The organism is Reyranella sp. CPCC 100927, assembly GCF_007859315.1.
Lineage (GTDB): Bacteria > Pseudomonadota > Alphaproteobacteria > Reyranellales > Reyranellaceae > Vineibacter.
The window spans coordinates 1-23125 of the sequence record NZ_VOHA01000043.1 but is presented as its reverse complement, the minus strand read 5'-3'; the positions used below and the strand labels follow the sequence as shown (position 1 = coordinate 23125).

At 66.5% G+C, this 23125-nt stretch carries 22 protein-coding genes and 1 pseudogene; 9 read left to right on the top strand and 14 right to left on the bottom strand.

Going from position 1 to position 23125, the window contains the following annotated elements:
* The 9 genes from FQU96_RS41470 to mutS form a co-directional block, all read right to left on the bottom strand.
* On the bottom strand, nt 1–309 hold a 309-nt coding region (locus tag FQU96_RS41470), incomplete at its 3' end, for a translation initiation factor IF-2 associated domain-containing protein (protein WP_178131188.1).
* A 31-nt stretch (nt 310–340) separates the two neighbouring features.
* Nucleotides 341–976 (bottom strand): RNA-binding protein, encoded by a 636-nt coding sequence (locus tag FQU96_RS41465; protein ID WP_146547315.1) that lies wholly within the window; start codon nt 974–976, stop codon nt 341–343.
* A 32-nt stretch (nt 977–1008) separates the two neighbouring features.
* Nucleotides 1009–2556, bottom strand: coding sequence for a transcription termination factor NusA (gene nusA, locus FQU96_RS41460; RefSeq protein WP_146547314.1), 1548 nt, complete (start codon nt 2554–2556; stop codon nt 1009–1011).
* Nucleotides 2557–2600: 44 nt separating this feature from the next.
* Complete coding sequence (rimP, locus tag FQU96_RS41455; protein WP_255468875.1) at nt 2601–3128, bottom strand: ribosome maturation factor RimP; 528 nt, start codon at nt 3126–3128, stop codon at nt 2601–2603.
* Nucleotides 3129–3317: 189 nt separating this feature from the next.
* Nucleotides 3318–3701, bottom strand: coding sequence for a type II toxin-antitoxin system VapC family toxin (locus FQU96_RS41450; protein ID WP_146547312.1), 384 nt, complete (start codon nt 3699–3701; stop codon nt 3318–3320).
* A 10-nt stretch (nt 3702–3711) separates the two neighbouring features.
* Nucleotides 3712–3972, bottom strand: coding sequence for a type II toxin-antitoxin system Phd/YefM family antitoxin (locus tag FQU96_RS41445; RefSeq protein ID WP_255468874.1), 261 nt, complete (start codon nt 3970–3972; stop codon nt 3712–3714).
* A gap of 19 nt (nt 3973–3991) precedes the next feature.
* Nucleotides 3992–4723, bottom strand: coding sequence for a tRNA (guanosine(46)-N(7))-methyltransferase TrmB (locus tag FQU96_RS41440; RefSeq protein WP_146547311.1), 732 nt, complete (start codon nt 4721–4723; stop codon nt 3992–3994).
* Between the two features lie 13 nt (nt 4724–4736).
* On the bottom strand, nt 4737–5123 hold the full coding sequence (locus FQU96_RS41435) for a hypothetical protein (RefSeq protein WP_146547310.1): 387 nt from the start codon (nt 5121–5123) through the stop codon (nt 4737–4739).
* On the bottom strand, nt 5120–7765 hold the full coding sequence (mutS, locus tag FQU96_RS41430; RefSeq protein ID WP_370461643.1) for a DNA mismatch repair protein MutS: 2646 nt from the start codon (nt 7763–7765) through the stop codon (nt 5120–5122). The genes FQU96_RS41435 and mutS overlap by 4 nt, the downstream gene beginning before the upstream one ends.
* A gap of 312 nt (nt 7766–8077) precedes the next feature.
* Here mutS and FQU96_RS41425 point away from each other — a divergent pair, with 312 nt between their 5' ends.
* Nucleotides 8078–10303: an NADP-dependent malic enzyme gene (locus tag FQU96_RS41425; protein WP_146547317.1), complete on the top strand. Its 2226-nt coding sequence runs from the start codon at nt 8078–8080 to the stop codon at nt 10301–10303.
* Here the strand turns inward: FQU96_RS41425 and merB are convergent.
* Both merB and FQU96_RS41415 read right to left on the bottom strand, forming a co-directional pair.
* Nucleotides 10285–11070, bottom strand: a complete 786-nt coding sequence (gene merB, locus FQU96_RS41420) for an organomercurial lyase (protein ID WP_146547309.1) — start codon at nt 11068–11070, stop codon at nt 10285–10287. The genes FQU96_RS41425 and merB overlap by 19 nt on opposite strands.
* A 332-nt stretch (nt 11071–11402) precedes the next feature.
* Nucleotides 11403–11609: pseudogene (locus FQU96_RS41415) on the bottom strand (GDCCVxC domain-containing (seleno)protein); the annotation flags it as partial.
* A gap of 102 nt (nt 11610–11711) precedes the next feature.
* On the opposite strand from FQU96_RS41415, the gene FQU96_RS41410 reads away from it, so the two are divergent.
* Both FQU96_RS41410 and FQU96_RS41405 read left to right on the top strand, forming a co-directional pair.
* The gene (locus tag FQU96_RS41410) at nt 11712–12119 is read left to right on the top strand and encodes a helix-turn-helix domain-containing protein (RefSeq protein WP_146547308.1); all 408 of its coding nucleotides are present in this window, start codon (nt 11712–11714) and stop codon (nt 12117–12119) included.
* 71 nt (nt 12120–12190) lie between these two features.
* Nucleotides 12191–14128, top strand: a complete 1938-nt coding sequence (locus FQU96_RS41405) for a primary-amine oxidase (RefSeq protein WP_146547307.1) — start codon at nt 12191–12193, stop codon at nt 14126–14128.
* Nucleotides 14129–14155: 27 nt separating this feature from the next.
* Here the strand turns inward: FQU96_RS41405 and FQU96_RS41400 are convergent, their stop codons facing one another.
* Nucleotides 14156–15067, bottom strand: a complete 912-nt coding sequence (locus FQU96_RS41400) for an IclR family transcriptional regulator (protein WP_146547306.1) — start codon at nt 15065–15067, stop codon at nt 14156–14158.
* Nucleotides 15068–15072: 5 nt separating this feature from the next.
* Between FQU96_RS41400 and FQU96_RS41395 the strand changes: the two genes are divergently transcribed.
* From FQU96_RS41395 to FQU96_RS41375, 5 genes are read left to right on the top strand one after another with little or no spacing between them, the layout of a single operon-like run.
* Nucleotides 15073–16029 (top strand): tripartite tricarboxylate transporter substrate binding protein, encoded by a 957-nt coding sequence (locus tag FQU96_RS41395; RefSeq protein ID WP_218575080.1) that lies wholly within the window; start codon nt 15073–15075, stop codon nt 16027–16029.
* A gap of 13 nt (nt 16030–16042) precedes the next feature.
* Nucleotides 16043–16999 (top strand): tripartite tricarboxylate transporter substrate binding protein, encoded by a 957-nt coding sequence (locus tag FQU96_RS41390; RefSeq protein WP_178131186.1) that lies wholly within the window; start codon nt 16043–16045, stop codon nt 16997–16999.
* Nucleotides 16996–17910 carry a CoA transferase subunit A gene (locus FQU96_RS41385; protein ID WP_146547304.1) on the top strand — a complete coding sequence of 305 codons (915 nt, stop codon included), beginning with the start codon at nt 16996–16998 and terminating at the stop codon, nt 17908–17910. Before FQU96_RS41390 ends, FQU96_RS41385 begins: the two co-directional genes overlap by 4 nt.
* Nucleotides 17897–18688: a CoA-transferase gene (locus FQU96_RS41380; RefSeq protein ID WP_146547303.1), complete on the top strand. Its 792-nt coding sequence runs from the start codon at nt 17897–17899 to the stop codon at nt 18686–18688. Before FQU96_RS41385 ends, FQU96_RS41380 begins: the two co-directional genes overlap by 14 nt.
* A gap of 21 nt (nt 18689–18709) precedes the next feature.
* Complete coding sequence (locus FQU96_RS41375; protein WP_146547302.1) at nt 18710–19888, top strand: CaiB/BaiF CoA-transferase family protein; 1179 nt, start codon at nt 18710–18712, stop codon at nt 19886–19888.
* Between the two features lie 104 nt (nt 19889–19992).
* On the opposite strand, the gene FQU96_RS41370 is transcribed toward FQU96_RS41375, so the two are convergent.
* On the bottom strand, nt 19993–20712 hold the full coding sequence (locus FQU96_RS41370) for a class I SAM-dependent methyltransferase (RefSeq protein WP_146547301.1): 720 nt from the start codon (nt 20710–20712) through the stop codon (nt 19993–19995).
* 151 nt (nt 20713–20863) lie between these two features.
* Nucleotides 20864–21238: a response regulator gene (locus tag FQU96_RS41365; RefSeq protein WP_146547300.1), complete on the bottom strand. Its 375-nt coding sequence runs from the start codon at nt 21236–21238 to the stop codon at nt 20864–20866.
* A gap of 341 nt (nt 21239–21579) precedes the next feature.
* Between FQU96_RS41365 and FQU96_RS41360 the strand changes: the two genes are divergently transcribed.
* Complete coding sequence (locus FQU96_RS41360; protein ID WP_146547299.1) at nt 21580–22650, top strand: AraC family transcriptional regulator; 1071 nt, start codon at nt 21580–21582, stop codon at nt 22648–22650.
* The last annotated feature ends 475 nt before the right edge of the window (nt 22651–23125 follow it).

Sequence of the window (23125 nt, the reverse complement as noted above, 5' to 3'; positions counted from 1 at the left end):
CGGTGGCGGCGGGGCAGCCACGACGGGCGGTGCCGGCGGGGCCGGTGGCGCAGGCGGCGGCGCCTCGACGGGCTTGGCGGCAGGCGGTACCGGTTTCGCGACGGCAGGTGCCGGCGCGGGTGTGTGCGCTACGGGTCCCGTTGGCGGTACGACCCGCTTCTTCTTGACCTCGACGGTCACGGCCTTGGTGCGGCCATGCGAGAATTTCTGGCGCACCTGTCCCGTCTCGACCTTGGGCTTCAGATCCAGCCGGCCGGCGCCACCCAGCGTCAGCGGCTTGGTCTGCTTGGTCTCGGTGCTTTCGCTCATGTTCTGCCGTTCTCCAATCCGCATACGCCCGCTACACGCCCACAGCCTTGCCGGCAGCGCCGCGATACACGGCCCAGCGACCGATTTCCATCGCCACGCGCCCGGCAAGCGGACCGGCGGCGACACTGATATAGGTCGCGTCGTCGCGACCGAAAACGCGGCCCAGCGATGCCGCGTCGATGAAATCCACAACCGCGCCGCCGCGACCGACAAGCTTGGCGCGGCTGTCACTGGTGCGCGCCTCCTCGGCACAGACGACCAGCCCCGCGCGCTGGCTGCGCAAGCGCTCTTCGACCTTGGCGAAGCCGTTGACCGCAGCGCCGGCCCGGCGCGCCAGCGCCAGGGCTTCCAGCGCCCGATCACGCAACAGGCCCTCCAGCCGCTCGGGCAGGTCGGCATCGACGACGACCGCGCGCCGCGCGCCGCGCGCGAAGGCCTTGCGCGCGATGGCCTGCTCCACGGCTGCCCGTGTCGCAGTCACCCACATGCCGCGGCCCGGCAACTTGCGCGCCAGATCCGGCACGATGCGCCCGTCCGGCGCAACGACGAACCGGATCATGTCGTCGGGCGACTGCTCCTGGCCGGTGGCAAGGCAGGTGCGCACCGGCCCGTCCGCCCGGTCATGCATGACCGGCGTCGGTATCGTTGCTGCACTCTCGACCGCCACCTGCACCTCGTCCGTCTCCTTCTCGCGCCGCCTTACGCCGTTGCGCCCTGGGCCGCATCGGCGGGCGGCTCCTCGCCCTCGAACCAGTGCGCCCGCGCCGCCATGATGATGGCGTTGGCCGCCTCGGCATCCATCTCGTCCTCGCCGACGATCTCGCGCAGCTCATCGCCGGCAAGGTCGGCCAGGTCATCCAGCGTCTTCACGCCCTTCTCGCCCAGCTGCACCAGCATGCCCGCCGTCAGGCCTTCGACGGCCTTCAGGTCGTCGGACACCCCAAGCTCGACACGGCGCTTTTCGAACTCGGCGTCGCGCGTTTCGATATAGGCCCCGGCCCGGCGCTGCAACTCGCCAGCCAGTTCCTCGTCGAAGCCCTCGATCGAGGTCAGCTCCTCGAGGCCGACATAGGCCACTTCCTCGATGCGCGAGAAACCCTCGGCAACAAGAAGATGGGCAATGACCTCGTCGACATCCAGCGCCTCCCGGAAGGCTTCGGCGCGTTCGCGCGTCTCCTTCTGGCGGCGTTCGGACTCCTCGCTCTCCGGCACGATGTCGATATCCCAGCCGGTGAGGATCGCTGCCAGACGCACGTTCTGGCCGCGGCGACCGATCGCCAGCGACAGCTGGTCGTCGGGCACCACGACTTCGATCGTGCCCTTGTCTTCGTCGAGCAGCACCTTGGCGACCTCGGCCGGCGCCAGCGCGTTGACCACGAAGTTGGCGGTGTCGGGCGACCATGGAATGATGTCGATCTTCTCGCCCTGCAGTTCCTGCACGACGGCCTGCACGCGGCTGCCGCGCATGCCGACGCAGGCGCCGATGGGATCGATGCTGGGATCGTGGCTCAGCACCGCGATCTTGGCGCGGCTGCCGGGATCGCGCGCCACCGCCTTGATCTCGATGATGCTGTCATAGATTTCCGGCACTTCCTGGGTGAACAGCTTGGCCATGAACTGCGGATGGGTGCGCGACAGGAAGATCTGCGGGCCGCGCGGCTCCTCGCGCACGTCGTAGATATAGGCGCGCACCCGGTCGCTGGGCCGCAGCGCCTCGCGTGGAATCGATTCGTCGCGACGGATGATGGCCTCGGCGCGGCCGCCCAGATCGACGATGGTGTTGCCGAAGTCGACGCGCTTGACCGTGCCCGACACGATCTCGCCGACGCGGTCCTTGAATTCCTCGTACTGCCGCTTGCGCTCGGCCTCGCGCATGCGCTGGGTGATCACCTGCTTGGCCGTCTGGGCTGCGATGCGGCCGAAATCGATCGGCGGCAGTTCGTCGGTCAGGAAGTCGCCGACCTGCGCGTCCGGATTGCGCCGCTGCGCCTCGGGCAGCGAGATCTGGGTGTTCTCGTTCTCGACCGCCTCGACCACCTGCATGAAGCGCAACAGCTTGATCTCGCCGTTCTTGCGGTCGATCTCGGCGCGGATGTCGTGCTCCAGACCATACTTGGAACGGCCAGCCTTCTGGATCGCCAGTTCCATGGCCTCCAGCACCTCTTCGCGATCGAGTCCCTTCTCGCGCGCCACCGTATCGGCGACCTGGATCATCTCCAGGCGGGGAATATCGGCTGTCGTGGCCATCGTCTGTTGCTCCGTATCAATTCGCGCGCGTGCCGCCGTGGTGCTCAATGAGCACCCGGCGGCGCGCCGTCACTGACTGCCGCCAGCTTGCCGGCCTCGGCGATCAACGCATCCGTCAGCACCAGCTTGGCGCGCGACACGCGCGGCAGCGGCAACTGAACCTCGGCGCCGTCCTCCAACCGCAACCGGGCATTCTCACCGTCGAGCCCCATCAGCACGCCCTTGAAGCGCTTGCGACCGTCCAGCGGTTCGTCCAGTTCGACGCGCGCCAGATGGCCGATCCACCGCTCCCAGTCCTTGCGACGCACCAGCGGGCGGTCGATACCGGGCGAACTGACTTCGAGCGTGTAGGCGCCATCGATGGGGTCCTCGACATCGAGGATCGCCGACACCGTGCGGCTGAGCCGTTCGCAATCGTCGACCGTCATTGCGGCACCGTCGACCCGCTCGGCCATGATCTGGAGGCGCCCGTCACGGCCGCCGCCGGCCAGCATGACGCGCACGAGCTCATAGCCCAGCCCTTCCGCTGCCGGGCCGATAATGCCCTCGATCCGCCGTTCCAGCTCCGTCACGCCGCCTCTTCGTCGCTCCGTCGCGATCACGTCTTTCATGGCCGCTGCAGGGCTTTGGCGGATGGAAACGAGAAGAGCGGGCTTTTTGGCCCGCTCTTTCTTGTTAGGTCCGCCGGACGGGACCGCTATGTGAGGCCGCATATAGGTAAAACGGGGTCCAGAGTCCAGGGGAATCCTGGGCTGCTGTCGCTACCAGAGGCGCCGGATCGGATAGGCATCGAAAGGTTGCTCGATCGATACCAACGGCAACGCTTCGACCATGGCCTGGGCGATCAGCAGGCGGTCGAACGGGTCGCGCGACGGACCGGGTAACGTGCCTGCTGTCTGGGCGTGTTGAATCGAAATTGGCAGTTCATGAAACCCCTGCGCGGCGACATAACTGCCGAGATCGGCGACGATGCGTTCGACCTGCGGTAGCTTGCCCAAGCGGTATTTGGTGGCAATTTCGAATGCGCTCGCCGCACTGACGTAGATCACCTCTTCTGTTCGAATTGCCTCGGCAACCGATTGGGAGAGCTGAGGGGCGTCGATCGACCACCAGATCAGCGCGTGTGTGTCGAGAAGAATGGGCATCGGAGCGACCCTACTTCAGGCCCCAGAGTTCCAATTCCTCGTCCGGTAGCGGGTCCCAAAAGGCATCATCGAGCGCAATTAGCCCCTTCATAGTCCCCGGACGGCGACGCGTTTGTGGCTGATCGATTGGCACCAGCTTCGCGACTGGCTTGTCACCCCGCGCAATGACAACCACCTCACCCGCTTCGACGCGGCGGATGAGTTCGGAGAAACGAGTCTTGGCAGCATGGATCGTGACAGGTTTGCCCATAGCAACGATATAAGGCGCCAAGTGGACTAAGTCCAGTGGACTAAGTCCGTCTGAATCTCAGGAAGGCGGGACGGCGGCCGGCCAGCATCTTCTGCTCGTAGCGGGTAGGCGGCCAGTCATCCGGCCGCTGGCGCCAGTCGCCGGGACGCTCGGCCAGCCACGTGAAAGCCGGGTGTAGGCAGGCTTGCTCCAGCATCCACAGCAGATGGACCGGATCATCCGTTGCCAAGCGCAACTCAGCACCCGGCACCATCAGTTCCGCCAGCCGATCAAGTGTTTGGCGGCAGACGAACCGGCGTTTCTGGTGGCGAGCCTTGGGCCAGGGGTCGGGGAATAGCACGAAAGCGCGGCCCAGCGAGCCCGGCGGCAGGGCCGCCATGATGAACCGGGCATCATTGTCGAACACCCTGACGTTGCCGACGCCGGTGCGCTCAATGTGGGCCAGGCACTTGGCGATGCCGTTGATATAGGGCTCGCAGCCGATCAGCCCGACGTCGGGGTTGTGTTCGGCGTGCCAGACCAGGTGCTCACCCGAGCCGAAACCGACCTCCAGCCAGTAGCCGCCGGGCATCGGCCGGCCGAACAGCGCCGCAAGATCCAGCGGCGCCGGATGATCCTTGGGATCGAGGCTGTGGGTTGCCGGCACCAGCAGCCGGGGCAGCAGTGTCTCGAGCAGGCCCTGCTGGCCTGGCCGCAGTTTCTTGCCCTGCCGGCGGCCATAGAGCGTGCGCCGACGCGCGCCTTCTTCAGGCTGGGGCAGCGACCCGGTCATCGGCAAGCGTCCGTCAGTTCATGATATCGTAGTCGACCACGATCACATCGCCGACATGCCAGGCCGTTTCGGGTGTGAACGGATCACGGATGCGCACCGTCACGACCGCGTTGGCGCGGCGGCTCAACGCGGCCTGATGGGCGGCGTCGCCACCCAGTTGCAGGCGCTGAGCCGCCGCGATGCGCTGGCCCGACGCCGTGACGCACCGCGGCGGCGACAAGGTCAGAATATAGGCCGTGAAGGTCGAACCGTTGGGATGACTGGCCGTCACCGGTGCGACCCTGCCGCTGATCACGTCGCCCGAGACGAGGCACGGCGTCTGCGCCTGGGCGGCCGGGACCGCAGCCCCGATGAAGGCAGCTCCCAGCGACAACGCGCGCAGCACGGCAACCGGTTTCATGACCCCTTCCCGGGGCCCAGACGGCCCCGCAGGCTGTAGATCAGCTCCAACGCCTCCCGCGGTGTGAGCTCGTCGGGGTTGATACCGGCCAACGCCGCTTCAATCTCGGACTCTTTCGCCGCACCGCTGCCGCCGGAGGGTCGCTTGGGCGCTGCGGCAAACAGCGGCAGGTCGTCGGCCAGCCGCGTGACGGCGCCCGACTGCTCGCCCTGCTCCAATGCCGCCAGCACCTCTTCGGCCCGGGCCACGACGGCGGGCGGCAGGCCGGCCAGCTTCGCGACATGGATGCCGTAAGAGCGATCGGCGGCGCCCGGCGCCACTTCGTGCAGGAATACCACCTCGCCCTGCCACTCCTTCACACGCATGGTGTAGGGCTTGAGCGCTGCCAGCCGTGTCGCGAGTGCCCCCAACTCGTGATAGTGCGTGGCAAACAGCGCCCGACAGCGATTGACCTCGTGCAGATGCTCCAGGGCGGCCCAGGCGATCGAAAGTCCATCGAACGTCGCGGTACCGCGGCCGATCTCGTCGAGAATCACCAGGCTGCGCGCGCTCGCCTGGTTGAGGATGGCGGCGGTCTCCACCATCTCGACCATGAAGGTCGAACGGCCGCGCGCCAGATCGTCGGCAGCGCCGACGCGGCTGAACAGCCGATCGACAATGCCGACCGTGGCCTGGTCGGCCGGCACGTAGGCGCCCATCTGGGCCAGGATCGCCATCAGCGCATTCTGGCGCAGGAAGGTCGATTTGCCGGCCATGTTGGGTCCGGTCAGCAGCCACAGCCGCCGGTCGTCGCCCAGCGCGCAGTCGTTGGCGACGAACCCGCTGGTACGCTGGCGTCGCAGCGCTGCCTCGACCACGGGATGGCGACCGCCGGTAACGGCGAACGTGGGCTCCGCCACCATCGCCGGCCGCGTCCAGCGTTCGGCCACCGCAAGCTCGCCCAGCGCCGCCGCGACATCGAGCGCCGCCAGAGCCTGGGCGGCGGCGGCGATCGCGGACGACCGCTCCAGTACCCCGCGCGCGAGCTCATCGAACAGCTTCAACTCCAACTGCAGGGCGGCGTCGGCGGCACGGCCGATCTTGGCCTCCAGCTCGCCCAGCTCGACGGTGGCATAGCGCGTGGCGCTGGCCATGGTCTGGCGATGGATGAAGCCGTGCGCCTGCGGCTCGAAGCGGCCGAGGTTGGTCTGGGTGATCTCGATGTGATAGCCGATGACGTTGTTGTGCCGGATCTTCAGCGACGCCACGCCGGTTGCGGCGCGGTATTTGGCTTCGAGACCGGCAATGGTCTTGCGGCTGTCGTCGCGCAAGGTGCGCAGCTCGTCGAGCTCTGTCGTGTGGCCGGCACGGATGAAACCGCCGTCGCGGGTGAGCAGCGGCAGCTCGTCGGCCAGCGCCGCCGCCAGTATGTCGACCACGGCCGCGTGTCCGCTGAGCGCACTCACCAGATCGTCGAGCTGCGGCGGGCGACGCAGGCCCGGCGCATCGGCCAGCAGGACCGCCATCTCGCCACCCTGACGCAGGCCATCGCGCAGGCTGGCCAGATCGCGCGGGCCGCCGCGGCCAACCGAGAGCCGCTGCAGGGCGCGTTCGATGTCCGGCACCTGGCGCAGGCGCTCGCGCAGCGCCTCGCGCAGCGCCGGCGTCTCGACCGCAAACCGCACCAGGTCGAGCCGGGCCTCGATCGCGGCGATATCGGTGAGCGGCGCCGCCAGCCGCTCGGCCAGCAGACGGGCGCCGGGACCGGTCAAGGTACGGTCGATGGTGGCCAGCAGGCTGCCATCGCGGCGGCCGTCCAGGGACCGCACCAGCTCCAGGTTGCGGCGGGTCGCCGGGTCGATCTCCATGGTGCCCGACGCGCTCTCGCGCCGCGGCGGCGACAGTGCCGGCACCTTGCCCGCCTGGGTAAGGTCGACATAGTCGACCAAGGCACCGCAGGCGGCGACCTCGGCGCGGCTGAAACTGCCGAAGCCGTCCAGGGCGCCGACGCCAAACAAGCGTTGCAGGCGCTGGCGTGCATTGTCGCTGTCGAAGCGCGCCGAAGGCAGCGGCGTCAGCGCCGTCTTCCAGTCGGCGAGCGCCGCGGCGCTCTCCGGTCGCGCCAGCAGGCGATCGGGCAGCAGGATCTCGCCCGGCTCCAGCCGCGCCAGGGCAGCCACCAACCCCGCCGCCTCGATCGGCTGCACGGCGAAACTGCCGGTTGAAAGATCAAGCCAGGCCAGGCCCATCGCACCCTGCGCCTCCGACAGGGCGGCCAGGTAGTTGTGGGCGCGGGCATCCAGCAGCGCGTCCTCGGTCAGCGTGCCGGGGGTGATGACGCGCACGACGTCGCGGTTCACCACGGATTTCGCACCGCGCTTTTTCGCCTCGGCAGGATCTTCGGTCTGCTCGCAGACGGCGACCTTGAAGCCCTGCCGGATCAGGCGTGAGAGGTAGGCCTCGTGGCTGTGCACGGGCACACCGCACATCGGAATATTTTCGCCCTGGTGCTGGCCGCGCTTGGTCAATGCGATGTCGAGCGCCGCCGAGCCCTTGACCGCATCGTCGAAGAACAGCTCGTAGAAATCGCCCATGCGATAGAACAGCAGATGGTCGGGATGGCGCCGCTTGATGGACAGGTACTGCACCATCATGGGCGTCATCGCCACTGCCGGCTCGGCATCGCCGCGCGGCGTCGCAGGGGACAGGTCATCAGGCGTGCGCGTATCGGGCACGGAAACCAACGTCTTGATGTCAAAGGAATTGTGACGGCACTTTACATGGTGGGAGTTTCCACGTCGATGCATGTCGGCTAGAACGCTGGGGACAAGCAATGCCGGATCTGTTGGCACAGGTCTGGCAGATGCCCATGAAGCGCACTCAAGTGTCGAGAGGGAACGCCCGTGTCCGAGACTCCGTTCGATGTCGAGCCCAAACAGGTCGAATCCGGCGATCTGGCAGCCGACTCGTTGCGCATGCATGCAGCCGGACGGCCGGGCAAGATCGAGATCATCCCAACCAAGCCGCTGACGACCCAGCGCGATCTGTCCCTGGCCTATTCGCCGGGTGTCGCCGCGCCGTGCCTGGAGATCCAGCGCGACCCCTCGACCGCCTACGACTACACATCCAAAGGCAACATCGTTGCCATCATCTCCAACGGCACCGCCGTGCTGGGCCTGGGTGACCTGGGCGCGCTGGCCGGCAAGCCGGTGATGGAGGGCAAGGCCGTCCTGTTCAAGCGCTTCGCCGACGTCGACGGCATCGACCTCGAGGTCGACACCAAGGATCCTGACGAGTTCATCAATTGCGTGAAGCTGCTGGGACCGACTTTCGGCGGCATCAACCTGGAGGACATCAAGGCACCGGAGTGTTTCATCATCGAGCAACGTCTGCGCGAACTGATGGACATCCCGGTCTTCCATGACGACCAGCACGGCACCGCCATCGTCTCGGCCGCCGGCCTGATCAACGCGCTGCACCTCACCGGCCGCGACATCAAGGACGTCAAGATGGTGGTGAACGGCGCCGGTGCCGCCTCGATCGCCTGCATCGAGCTGGTCAAGGCCATGGGCCTGCCGCATGAGAACGCTATCCTGTGCGACACCAAGGGCGTGATCTACCAGGGCCGCACCGAGGGCATGAACCAGTGGAAGTCGGCCCACGCCGTGCGCACCAAGGCGCGCACCCTGGAAGAGGCGATGAAGGGTGCCGATGTCTTCTTCGGCCTGTCTGTGAAGGGTGCGGTGACCCAGGAGATGGTCCGCAACATGGCGGCAAAGCCGATCATCTTCGCCATGGCCAACCCCGATCCCGAGATCACGCCGGAGGACGTCAAGGCCGTTCGTGGCGATGCCATCGTCGCTACCGGCCGCAGCGACTATCCCAACCAGGTCAACAACGTCCTGGGCTTCCCCTACATCTTCCGCGGTGCGCTCGACGTGCGGGCGCGTACCATCAACGAGCAGATGAAGATTGCCGCTGCCGAGGCGCTGGCCACGCTGGCACGCGAGGACGTGCCCGACGAGGTCGACCGCGCCTATTCCGGCCGCCGCCTGCGCTACGGCGCCGACTACATCATGCCGGTGCCGTTCGATCCGCGCCTGATCGTCGAGGTCTCGGCCGCGGTGGCCCAGGCCGCGATGGATACGGGCGTGGCGCGCAAGCCCATCATCGATATGGCCGAGTACAAGCGCCAGCTGTCGAGCCGCCTCGACCCGACCGGGGCGTGGCTGCAGAGCCTGTTCGACCAGGTCAAGGCCAACCCGCGCCGCATCGTCTTCGCCGAAGGCGAGGAAGAGCGCACGATCCGCGCCGCCGTCGCCTTCCGCGACAACGGCTACGGCACGCCGATCCTGATCGGCCGCGACGATCAGGTGCGCGAGACCATGAAGTCGCTCGGTATCACCGACGAGAGCGGCCTGGAGATCCACAACGCGCGGCTGTCGACCAAGAACCAAGCCTACACCAACATGATCTACAACCGCGTACAGCGTCACGGCTTCCTGCGTCGCGACGTGCAGCGCATGGTGAACCAGGGCCGCAACGTGTTCGGTGCCTGCATGGTGGCGGCCGGCGATGCCGACGGCATGGTGACCGGCATCACGCGGCGCTTCCCCGAATGCTACAGCGACGTCACCCGGGTGATCGACGTCGAGAGCGGCAAGGTGCCGATCGGTTATTCGATCGTGGTGTCGCGCCAGGGTACCGTGTTCCTGGCCGACACGTCGGTGAACGAGACACCGACCTCGACCCAGCTCGCCATCATCGCCAAGCAGATGGTGCACAACGCGCGCCAGATGGGACATGAGCCGCGCGTGGCCTTCCTGTCGTTCTCCAACTTCGGCTCGCGCGAGATGGAGCGCACCACCCGCATCCGCGACGCCATCCGCATCCTCGCCGACGAGGGCGTCGACTTCGAGTTCGACGGCGAGATGCAGGCCGACATGGCGCTCGACTACGAGCTGCTGAAGTCGACCTACCCGTTCTGCCGCCTGACCGGCCCCGCCAACATCCTGATCATGCCCGGCCTGCACTCGGCCCATATCTCGTCACGGCTGATGCAGCATATGGGCGGCGTGACGGTGATCGGACCGGTGATCGACGGCCTGCAGAAGCCGGTGCAGATCGTGCAGATGGGCGCCACGGTCAGCGACCTGGTGAGTCACGCGGCGCTGGCCGCCTATCACACGCTGCGGCGGTGATGGGCGTTCGGCCAGGAATGCTTGCGCAGGAGCGGTCCGAACAGAGCAGCGCCGATCTCAAACGCTTCAGCCATCGTCAGCCGGTCTCCTGGGCTGGGCGAATGTCCTGCGTTTGCACACCGGTCCAAGTGCGCATCACTGCAGAGGAAGACGGTGCTGGGGCAGCATGACTGCGCGGCCCGACCGTCGAACATGAGCGTGTACAGGACCACGGCGTCCGCCGGCGTGACGGATCGTACGGCAAGGCCGTGGTCTCGGGTTTCCACGTGGATGGGAGTCTGGCACCAGGCACAGGACGACGTGATCACGGTGTCGACCCCGCACATAGCACCGACACCCAGCGCATCGATCGCGCACAGTGCATTCACCGTACGACGACCGAATGTGACCTGATGTCCGGTCCTATCGCCAGCAAAGGGATACGCCGCCACGACCGCGGCATCCGCGGCGTCGAGAACCACGAGATCCCGGGCTTGTAGGGCCTGCAACGCACGCTGCGTCTCTTCACGTGATCGGCCAGCCGCCTGCGCAACGGCCGTGGCGTCAGGCGCGCCGCCGTGATCCCGGAACAAGCTAAGAATGGCCTGCCATACGTGATCATGGTCGGGATCGAGACCGGACCATCGCGTCACGCCGTCGGGCTGCGCCTCCAGCCGCCTCTGCAACGTGCGGCGCGCGCCGGATAACGTGATCATCGACCAGTTTGGCCGCATGATACCGGGACGCAGGGCGGCGACGAGCGATGCGCCGGGGACAGGCATATTCATGGCGACCTGCCTGCCGCACGAGCGGCAAGCGCCCGAACTGCATCGCGATCAGCCGCGGGGGCAGAGATCCGCAGCGTCGTTCGCCCGCCGCCTTCCTCGACCGTCAGGGTCAGCGCGTCGCAGCACTGCCGCTCTTTCACGATCAGGGCGTCAAGGACCGCACGCAAGCCGTCCTGTGCCGCGAAGATCAGCACCACGCCTTCGTCGGTGGCTTGTACCTGTCCGGCGAAGCGGTCGACCAGACCATCGATCTCCGCCATGCGATCGGCGAAAGCATCGCGGGTCAGGGAACAGAACGACCAGGCCGCTGTGGTCTGCGGCGTGTTGCCGCCGCAGCACTGCTGCACCGGCGGACAGGGAGCCGAGCCATAGGAACAGAACACGCAGCAGTCACCCGGCTTCGGCCTGAGCAGCGTCTTGCAGCCGGCGCATTCGTAGAAATACAGGCAGGCGTCGGTCGGCATGACTTCGCGCGAAGCCGTGCCACACGCCGGGCAGATGATGGTCGACTCCAGGATTGGCAAGGAAGAGGATTGCATCTCCGGCATAGCACAACCACCATCAGGGGATCGCAGGCGGAACCCGCGCTTCCAGGGTCTAGTGCCTGTAGCCACTACAGGGTCAAGCGTCCGGAGCATGCCATGACCGCGACCGCACTCCTGCCGATCGGCGCACTCGCCAAGAGCGCCGGTGTTCCGGTGGAAACCATCCGCTACTACGAGCGCGAAGGCCTGCTGCCCAAGCCCGGGCGCAGTCGTGCCGGGTACCGGCTGTACCATACGGCCGACGCCGAGCGTCTGCAGTTCATTCGCCGCGCCCGCGATCTCGGCTTCAGTCTCGAGGAGGTCCGGCAGCTGCTTGGCCTCGCCGACCGCACGGCGCCGTGCGATGACGTGCGCACGCTGGCCTGTACCCATCTTTCCGACGTCCGCGCCAAGCTCGCTGATTTGCGCCGCGTGGAACGCACGCTGGCGGGTCTGGTCAAGGCATGCGCCCGCGACCGCGTGCCTGACTGCCGGCTTCTGCAGGCACTTGCCCGGCCGCAATAAAGGCACGCGACATGGTCTGGTGATCTTCGATGGGTCCCGGCAAGATGGCCCCACCTTCGGGGAGCCCAGACATGAGCACCGTCGCTGAGGACATCCGCACTGCCGAGACGCTGGACCATCCGCTCGATCCGTTGACGCCGGCCGAGATCCGCCGGGCCGCCGCCGCGGTACGAAAGGCACACGATCTCGGCACCGGCATGATGTTCGAGACCATTACCTTGCACGAACCGGACAAGGCGGCAGTGCAGGCGTTCCGTCCCGGTGCGCGGATGGCGCGCGAGGCGTTCGTCTGCGCCTTCGATCGCAGCAACGGCAAGGTCTACGAGGCGCGCGTCGATCTCGCGCGCGACCAGGTCGTCGACTGGCGGCATGTCCCCGGCGTGCGGCCGCGCATCCTGGTGGACGACATCACGCTGGTGGGCGAGGTGGCGCGGGCCGATCCGCGCTTCCGTGCCGCGTTGGCCAAGCGCGGCATCACCGACATCGAGAAGGTCCAGGTCGATCCGTGGTCGGCCGGCAACTATGGCCTGCCGGACGAGGCCGGTCGGCGGCTGTCCCATACCTTCTGCTGGTATCGCAGCGAGCCCAACGACAACGGCTACGCCCATCCCATCGAAGGACTGTGTGCCGTCGTCGATCTCGATCGCGCCGAGGTGTTGCGCATCGACGACTATGGTGCAGCGCCGGTGCCGATGGGCAACCGCAACTACGCGGCGCGCTATCGCACCACATTCCGCACCGACGTCAAGCCGCTGGAGATCGTGCAATCGCAGGGGCCGAGCTTCGTCGTGCAGGGCAACGAGGTGCGCTGGCAGAAATGGCGCCTGCGCATCGGCTTCAACGGGCGCGAAGGCCTGGTACTGCACACGATCGGCTACGAGGATGGCGGCCGCCTGCGGCCGGTCCTGCATCGCGCGGCGCTGTCGGAGATGGTGGTGCCGTACGGGCATCCCGGCGGCGGGCACTTCCGCAAGAACGCCTTCGACGTTGGCGAATACGGCATCGGCGTGCTGGCCAATTCACTGACGCTGGGCTGCGACTGCCTGGGCGCGATCCGCTACTTCGACGCCTGGCTCAACGACAGCAAGGGCGATCCGTACTGCATCGAAAGCGCCGTATGCCTGCACGAGGAGGACGCCGGCATCCTGTGGAAGCACACCGATCTCTTCACCGGCGAGGTCGATGTGCGCCGCGCGCGCCGTCTGGTGGTGTCATCGATCTCCACCGTCGGCAACTACGAGTACGGCCAGTTCTGGTACTTCTATCAGGACGGCTCGATTCACTTCGAGATCAAGGCGACCGGCATCCTGAACACATCAGGCATCCGGCCCGGCGAGAAGCCCGACTACGGCGCGATGGTGTCGCCGGGTGTCTACGCCCACTACCACCAGCACGTCTTCAACATGCGTCTGGACATGGCGGTGGACGGCGAGCGCAACCGCGTGGTGGAGGTCGACACCGTGGCGTTGCCGGTCGGGCCGGACAACCCGCACGGCAATGCGTTCACGGTGCGCGAGACGGTGCTGGCATCGGAACAGCGGGCACAGCGCGCCGTCGACTTCAATGCAGCGCGGCTCTGGAAGATCGAGAGCGCCGACCGCCGCAACGGGCTGGGGCAGCCGACCGCCTACCGGCTGCTGCCGCTGAACCCGGTGGCGACCTTCTCCAGCCCGCAGTCGATGGTCGCACGCCGTGCCGCCTTCATGACACGGCAGCTGTGGGTGACCGCCTTTCATCCCGACGAGATGCACGCCGCCGGGCGCTATCCCAACCAGAGCGCCGGCGGCGATGGCCTGCCGGCATGGACCGCGGCCGACCGGCCGCTGGTCGATACCGACGTGGTCGTGTGGCACAGCTTCGGCCTGCACCACCTGCCGCGCCCCGAAGATTTCCCGGTGCAGCCGGTCGTCACGTCAGGCTTCGCCCTGCATCCGGCTGGGTTCTTCGACGAGAACCCGGCGCTCGACGTGCCGCCGGCGGCCAGCACGATGAGTTGCTGCGTCGATTGATCCGCGGGCGTGCAGCGGTGGCATGGATCAGCCGCGGTGAGCGCTCAGGACTTTCGTGATGGCATCAGTGGCCACGCGCAAGCTGGCTCCCGTTTCCTCGATGGCCTTTGCCGTCAGGACGGGGCTCAATCCCATCGCCGTGACCGCGAAGAGGACGCGTCCCTCGCTGTCGAAGACCGGCGCGGCCACGCCGTTGGCGCCGCTGATCGGTGAATCGGTAAGCGCCACATAACCTGCAGCACGCGCGACACTCAGCTGCGCGCGATACGCCCTCATTGTCGGCGCGGAAAGACCTGCGAAAGGCGACAGGCCAACGGTCTTGAGGAGCGCATCGCTCTCGTCCTGCGGCAGGAACGCCATGAAGCAGCGGCCGCTCAGACCGTCGGTGATGCGAAACCGCGTCCCCACGGCGATGCTGATGCGCATGTCGCCGCCCGGTTCTTCCTTGTCCACCACCAGCAGATGCTCGTGGCTGACACGGGCCACGACGAAGGTGGTGAGCCCCGTCCGACGCACATATTCGATGAGGTGGATGCGCGCCTTGTCGACGAACATGAAGTCGCGGCTGACGGCACCGCCGAGTTCCAGCAGACCCAGGCCAAGCGAATACGTCTTCGTACGCCCATCGAAGGCAACGATGTTGTGGTGCTGCAGCGTCTTGAGAATGGCGTAGCAGCTGCTGGGCCCAATACCCAAAGTCTGCGCCACATCGGTCACCGTGAGCTGATGGCGGCGCTGCAGCAGGCGCAGGATGCGCACGGACCGGTCGACCGCCGGGACCATGTAGGGGTTCGTCTTGGACGACGCGCTGTCTGAACCGGATGCGGGCATGGACCTGTTCGCATGGCCCCTTGCGGAGCCCATGCACGCTTGGTAAGTATAACAGCATATAGAATTCAATTCTATATGCAGAATATCCTTGTTCAAACTGGAGAGCAAGAGGGATGATCCGGCCCGCAGTCCTGCTGGCGGCAGCACTCATGACAACCCCGACGGGATTGTCGGCGCAGGGCTATCCCGACAAGCCGGTGAGGATCATCGTGCCCTTCTCCGCCGGCAGCGGCGGCGACACGGTGGCGCGTGTCGTGGCGGATGAACTGCGCAAGAGCCTGGGCGGCACCTTCATCGTCGACAACAAGCCGGGTGCATCAGGGCAGATCGGTACTGAACTGGCTGCCAAGGCTGCGCCGGACGGCTATACGCTGCTGCAGACATCGTCAGCGCAGAACTCCGCCGGTCCGTGGCTGGTCAAGCAGCTGAGCTACGATCCCATCAAGGACTTCGTGCACATCGCGCGGATTATTACGGTGCCTTTCCTGCTGGTCGTGCACACCGACGTGCCGGCTAAAACGGTCAAGGAGTTCATCGACTACGCGCGGCAGAATCCCGGCCTCGCCTACGGTCACGGCTCGGCGACATCGCAGGTCGCGTCTGCGACGTTCTCATCGCTGGCCGGGATCAAGACGATGAATGTGCCCTACAAGAGCCAGCCCCCAGCCGTGACAGATCTGGTCGGCGGCCAGGTCCGCTTCATGATGGCCGACCTGTCGGTGGTTGGCACCCAGGTGCAAGCCGGCAAGCTGCGGGCCCTGGCAATCACCTCGCGCAACCGCTCGCCACAGTTTCCCGACGTGCCGACCCTGGCGGAGCAAGGGATGACAGATTTCGACCTGGCGGTCTGGGTCGGCATCGGCGCCCCGGCGGGGACCCCCGTCGACATCGTCACGAAGCTCAGCGCCGAGATTCTCAAGATGGGCCAGCGCGACGACGTGCGGCAGCGCTTCCAGACCGTGGGCTTCGACCTGGTGCCCAACACCATACCCGACCACGCGGTGTTCCTGCAGGAACAGCTGGATGCCTGGGGCAGGCGCATCAAGGACGCCGGCCTGCGAGCGGAATGATCAGGAGATCCGGATGAGACTGATGCGGTGGCTGGCCGGGTTCGCACTGGCGATCCCCCTTTCCCTTCACGCCCAGGCATTTCCAGGCGACAAGCCGGTCCGCATCGTCGTGCCGTTTACCGCCGGCAGCGCCAGCGACACGGTGGCGCGCGTGGTGGCCGACGAACTGCGCAAGACGCTCGGTGGCACGTATGTCATCGACAATAAGCCGGGCGCCTCGGGCCAGATCGGCAGCGAGCAGGTGGCCAAATCGCCAGCGGACGGCCACACGCTGCTGCTCACGACATCAGCGACGCATTCTGCGCGGCCATGGCTGGTGAAGACGTATCCGTTCGACCCGGTGAAGGACTTCGTCCACATCGCCCGCGTCATCTCCGTGCCGTTCCTTCTGGTGGTGCACCCCGACCTGCCGGTGCGCAACGTCCAGGAGTTCATCGCGCACGCCCGCAAGCATCCCGGCCTTGCGTACGGCTATGGTTCGGCAACTTCGCAGGTTGCTGCCGCGACGTTCGCGAGCCTGGCCAAGATCGAGGCGCTGAGCGTTCCCTACAAGAGCCAGCCGCCAGCGGTGGTCGACCTGATGGAGGGGCGGATCCAGTTCATGATGGCTGATCCGTCGATCGCCGCCGAGCAGATCAAGGCCGGCAAGCTGCGCGCGATCGCCATCACCGCGCACAAGCGCTCATTGCAAATGCCTGACGTACCGACGCTGGCCGAATCGGGAATGGGCGAGTTCGATCCCGAGGTATGGCTGGGGATCGGCGCACCCGCTGGCACGCCGCGCGATGTCGCCGAAACTCTCAACGCCGAGATCCTGAAGATGGGCCAGCGCGACGAGGTGCGGCAGCGCTTCTCCCAGGTCGGCCTGGATCTGGCCCCCAACTCGCTCGGCGACCATGCCGCCTTCGTAAGCGCGCAGCTGGCCGCCTGGGGTAAGCGCATCAAGGCCGCCGGGATCCAACCGGAATGATGGAACGTACCTCCAAACAGGCGCAGGTGCAGGACGCGCTCGCATGGTTGCGCGATGGCGCCATCGTGGCCATCGGCGGTTCGCTGTTCCACAACAAACCGATGAGTCTCGTACGGGAAATCGCGCGCCGCGGCGTGCGCGATCTGGTTGTGGTTGCCGTGACTCAAGCGTCGATCGATGTCGATTTGCTGGTTGCCGCCGGCTGCGTGGCCGAAGTCCGCGTGCCCTACCTGGGCCTTGAACACCACGGCTTGGCGTTGAACTTCCGGCGCCACGCGGCGACCGGTCGGATCCGCGTGTGGGACTGCGACGAAACACAGGTGATCGCGGGCATGGAAGCCGCGGCGAAGAACCTGCCCTCGGGCTGGACCAAGACCGGCGTCGGTACCGACCTGCCGCATAGCAACCCCGATCTCAAGGCCGTAGCCGATCCGTTCACGGGCGAACCGATGATCGCGGTGCCCGCCATTCAGCCTGACATCGCCCTGTTGCATGCGACGCGCGGCGATCGGTGGGGCAACCTGGCCTACGCCGGCTATCCGTTCTCGGATGTCCTGATCGCGGAAGCCACCCACCGCTGCGGCGGCAAGGTCATCGCCAGCGTCGATGAACTGGTGCCGGCCAGCGAGTTCGCCGCCGACCCCTTTTACGCCGATATCGCGCATATCCTGGTGGACGCCGTGGTCGAGGCCCCTTGGGGCGCACATCCCTGCTCGTCGCACGGCAACTACCAGTACGACGACGCCCATCTCGCGCGCTACCAGCAACACGCCCGTGCGGGCGAGGACGCGATGGCGCAGTGGTTGGCCGAGCACGTCACCACGTCGCCAACGCACGATGCGTATCTCGACCGCTTCCTGACACCCACCTTGCTGGCCGCCCTGAGAAGGGAAATTTATGCCCGCCAATGAAGCACCGTGGTCGTGGCCCGAGCTTGCGGCTGTCATCCTGAGCCGCGAGCTCGCCGACCACGAGGTGGGCTCACCCGGCGGCTCGCGCAGCGAGATCCCGTTGGCGGCGGCCCGCCTGGCGCAACTGACGCACGCGCCCAATCTTGCCATCATCACCAGCGCCGCCGGCTTTGTCGCCAACATGGTGGGCAAGCCGTGGAGTCCCTTGTTCCACTCGACCATGGACTGGCGCAACGTCTACGCGGGCACCGAGGCCGTGCTGCCGTCCAGCGGCGTGTTCCATACGCGGCGGGACTGGTTCTTCGCCGGCGCTCTGCAGGTGGACGGCTACGGCAACATCAACCTCAGCCGCATCCGCCTGAAAGACGGCAGCGAGATGCGCGGACCGGGCGCCGCCGGCTTGGCGTACTCTTCGACCATGGCACGGCGCTTCTTCATCTACATGCACGAGCACTCACGACGCTCATTCGTGGAGACGCTCGACTACCGGACCGCAATCGGCTTCGGTGACGGGCCAGGCAGCCGCCAGAAGCTCGGCTTGCGTGGCGGCGGACCGGCGCTGGTCATCAGCCCCCGAGGGGTGATGGATTTCGACGAACGGACGCTGCGCCTGCGACTGCGGTCCGTGCACCAGGGACAAAGCGTGGAAGAGCTGGTCGACAATACGGGCTGCACGTTGATCGTGCCGCGGACCGTGCCATGGACAATGCCGCCCTCGGATCAGGAACTGGCCGTGCTGCGCCGGCAGGTGGATCGTGGCGGCGTGCTGCGTCATTGAGCGAACGACGAGACGAGGACGATGCAGGCACTCGAGGGGATCAAGGTCCTGGACCTGGGCCGGGCGCTGGCCGGCCCGATGTGTGGCCTGATGCTGGCCGACCTGGGAGCCGACGTCATCAAGATCGAGCCGCCAGGCCTGGGCGACGACAGCCGCGAGTGGCCGCCGATGATGAACGGCGAGAGCAGCTACTTCCTCAGCGTGAACCGCAACAAGCGCAGCATCGTGCTGGATCTGGCCTCGCCGGAAGGCAAGGAGGTTTTCCTGCGCATGGCCGAGACGGCCGATGTGGTGGTGGAGAACTACCGTGCCGACGTGATGGAGCGCCTCGGCCTGGGTTACGACGTCCTGCGACACCTCAACCCGCGGCTGATCTATTGCGCATTGACCGGCTTTGGTCGCACCGGCCCGCGGCGCACCATGCCGGCGACCGACGTCTATGCGCAGGCCTTTGCCGGCATCATGGGCCTGACTGGCGAACCGGGTGGCGTGCCCCTGCGCGTCGGTGTGAGCCTGTGCGATTTGACCACCGGGCTGTTCGGCGCCTATGGCGTACTCGCGGCCTTGCAGGCGCGGCATGCGACAGGGCAGGGACAACTCGTCGACACGTCACTGATGGAAGGCCAGATGGCGTACCTGTCGTACCTGATCACGGGATTCCAAGCCACCGGTAAGGTCCCGCAAGCCCAGGGACGCGGCCACCCCAGCATCGTGCCGTATGGCGCCTTCCGTTGCCGCGATGGTTGGGTGGCGCTCGCGACGTTCAACGATCGACTCTGGCGCCGCGCAGCCCAGGGCCTGGGTCTGGCCGAACTGGCGCAAGACCCGCGTTTCGACACCAATCCCAAGCGGCTGGAGCGCCGCGACGAGCTTCTCGCCATCCTGGACGCGCGCTTTCTGACTAAAACGGTCGATGAGTGGGTCGCGATCATGGAGGCGTTGGACGTGCCGCTGGCCCCCGTGAACACTCTCGACCGCCTGTTGGCCGATCCGCAGGTCGCGGCCCGGGAGATGGTGCAGACCTTCATGCATCCCACGGCTGGAGAGGTCAGCGTATTCGGCTTCCCGGTGAAATTTTCGGAGACGCCGTGCACGCTTCGGCATCCGCCGCCGATACTGGGACAGCACACCCGCGAAGTACTGCGCGAATACGGGTTCGACGATGCCTACCCGGTTGGCGGGCCACGGGACATCGGCTGACTCGGCCGGAGTGAACGCAGCGCGCCATGTGCTCAGAACCGCTTGCTCAGCAAGGACACGCTGACCCAGGCATGGTTTGACGGCCTAACCGATGACCACGGCAGTCATGGCCGCAGCGCGCGCACATGCAGGAAGAGCGGCAGGCGCTGCCACCGGCGGCTGGCGTCCGATGACAGGCTGTGATCCGGAATCCCCGGCTCGCGCAGCGCCTCGACCAGCAGTCCGGCGTCTTCCAGCGCGCGGAAATAGGCTTCGAGCGGACGATGCTGGCTATGGAACGTCATCACGAGCCCGTCGCGCTCGACGGTGTCGGCGTAGCGGAACGGACGAAGATAATCGCCCGCGATGACGAAGGGTGCGTCGGCGGCTGCGCGTTCGAACCGTCCGGCCGAATTGATCGGATGGACAATCGCGAAACAGAGCCTGCCGCCGGGCTGCAGAACGCGCGCGATATCGCGCACCACGGCGGGCATCGCATCGATGTCGTGCAGCGACATGAAGGCAACGGCAAGGTCAGTACTGGCGTCATCCAGCGGCAGCGCGGCGGCGTCGGCAATCCTGAGTTCCATCGACGGATCGGCCTCGCGGGCCGCAGCGATCATGGATGGCGATGCGTCGATACCAACGATCCGATGCCCGAGTTCCTTCAGATGCCGGGTCAGGCGCCCCTCGCCGCAGCCGACGTCCACTGTCCGCTGGCCGGGCGGCGGCAAAAGCTGGAGGAACTGATCGCGGTGGTATCGACCATAGCTGTCGTGACCGGGGCGGCGCGTCCATTCGATCCATTGGCGGGACTGGGCTTCCCAACTGTCGGCGAGATCCATGAAGACCCTCCTCGCGGTTCAGCGCGCCGTCTTGGCGTATTCATCATCGTTCGGCAATGGAACGCGCCGTTCGACTTGGCAACGTCCGCGCCGGCAAGCGCGACTCGCGGGATCGGCGATGCCACCGGCGCCACGGATGACGGGCATGACCTCAACGCGGCGTTCTTGCTTCCAGGTCCGCGATCAGGATCGCAAGAAGTCGGTTTGGATCGACGGGTTTGGCGAGGAAGTGAAGGCCAGTGCGGTCTTGGATGCGTATGTGGTCGTGAGCGGCACCGTGACCGGAAATGATCAGAATCGCCGGTTGCGGGCCGACTTTCTGTCGACAGACTTCCACCACGTCAAATCCACGGCCGTCCGGCATCCAGAGGTCGGTGATCACAGCGTCGAACGGAGCATTGTCCTGTAGTTCGCCAATCGCGGCCAGGACACCGCCGACACCGACGACGTCGTGGCCGCGCCGCCGAAAGAACTCCGATACTTCGGCGATAAACTCCGGTTCGTCGTCGACCAGAAGGATCCGCATGGCCGATCCAGTGTGCCCAACAGAGCATGACACAACGGCCAGCCTGGTTGGGGCTTGAGCCGCCGACGATGTACCGCCTGCACCGCGCGGCCAACGATGCGAGCTGAATGAAAAATACTTCAATATCTAAGTATTTTCAAACAAATGTATGCGACGATCGTAGCCGCGAGACCGGAAATCTGGTTGCCATCGACGTCACGCCATCAGCGTCCTGTCTGCCGTGCCGGCCCACCGGACGTCGAGCCCGAACGACACCATACGGGACCTATTATGAGTAGGCACCCGCCCGGCATACTTGTATATCTAACGATCGAGACGACGATATCATCGACGCTGGATTGATGACTGCTGTTGATCCTTTCAGCGCTCCTGGCGTGCGCTGGACCTGGACCCCCGATGTCTGGCGCTGGACGCCGGACCGGGATTCACCTGCCGATCAGGTCGGCTGGCCCCGTCAGGTCGTTCATTGGAAAGTCGACACCAGCCAGCGCCGGCCATACGAACAGTACGATTTCTGGTGTCAGACCACCTACTTCGATTTCGACACCCATAGGGCGAGCGAAACGCAGCGCCGCGGCTTTGCGGCGGCGATGACCTCGCTGGTGGGACCGCGTGGCCTGTTCTACGCCTCCGCCTGCGATGGCCTTGCGGGCACTTCCCGCCCACGGACGGGCGGCCCGGGCGACATCACGCTGGGCCTGATGCTGGAGGGCGAGCGGCGGTACGAAAGCGCATCGGGCAGCGGGATGACAGGCCCCGGCGGTTTCTTCGCCTATGACGGCGGCCGGCGTAGCGCCGTTGCCTTGACCCGCCATCACTGCCTGAGCCTGACGATTCGCCGCCCGGAGATCGAGGCGGTGCTGGGACCAACCATCCCTGCGGTGGATATCCTGGCACGCGCCCTGGACGGCAGCGGGCTGCGGCCATTCCTCGTCACGCAGCTTACGTTGCTGCAGCAGCACAGCGAGCGCCTGAGCAATGCCGAGCGCGCCGCGGGCCTCGACAACACGCTGGACCTGGCTCTGCTGGCGCTGCGCACGGCCATCGGCACCACTGTCGTTCCGGCATCGCTGCGCAAGCGCGGGTTGTTCACCGCCGCTGGCCACCATATCGAACGCCACTATCACAAGCCGGCGCTGGATGCCGACGAGATCGCGCGCGCCATCGGCTGTTCGCGCATGACGCTGTATCGCGTCTTCGCCGAACACGATCTGACGATCGGCGACGCCATCCGGCAGGTTCGCCTGCAGCGCGCCGCCGAGATGCTGGCGCAGCGGCCCGTCACGATGACTGTCGAGCAGGTCGCGCGCTGCTGCGGCCTCATCAGCCTGCGCACCTTCTACCGCCAGTTCCGGCAGGCGTTTGACATGACGCCCGACGAGATGCGCAGCACCCAGCCCAAGCGGATGTGAGTCGTCTTTCCGCGAGCGAAGCGAGCGCGCTCCCAGGAACAGCTGGTACGCCGTGACCATTAAATTGATACGCCCTGTCAATGGACGCCGCGATGGCAGGCGCGTGAATTGGCGTGAGCGCCCACGTTGGGAAAAGCACACGTCATGGAATTGGTTCAGACAGCGCGATCGGCCGTACGGCACGGCGGGCAAGATGCCCGCGGGGCTATATCTCGTCGTCTGCGGTTGCTGTCGGGGACAATCCTCACGGGCGCCCTGATATTCGGGGCCGGAATCGCCTGGGCCGATGGCGGCGACGGCAGCCGGGATGCCGCGGGCGGAGTCGACAGTGCGACGGGCCCGGGCGGTGCCGGCGCTTCCACCCCTGCCGACCAAACCGGCGGCGGCGCGGGGGGTGGTGCGGGCGTCACTGGCGGCCGCGGCGGCAACGGCCGGTACGGCACAGCGCTGGGCGGCGCCGGTGGCACGACACCGG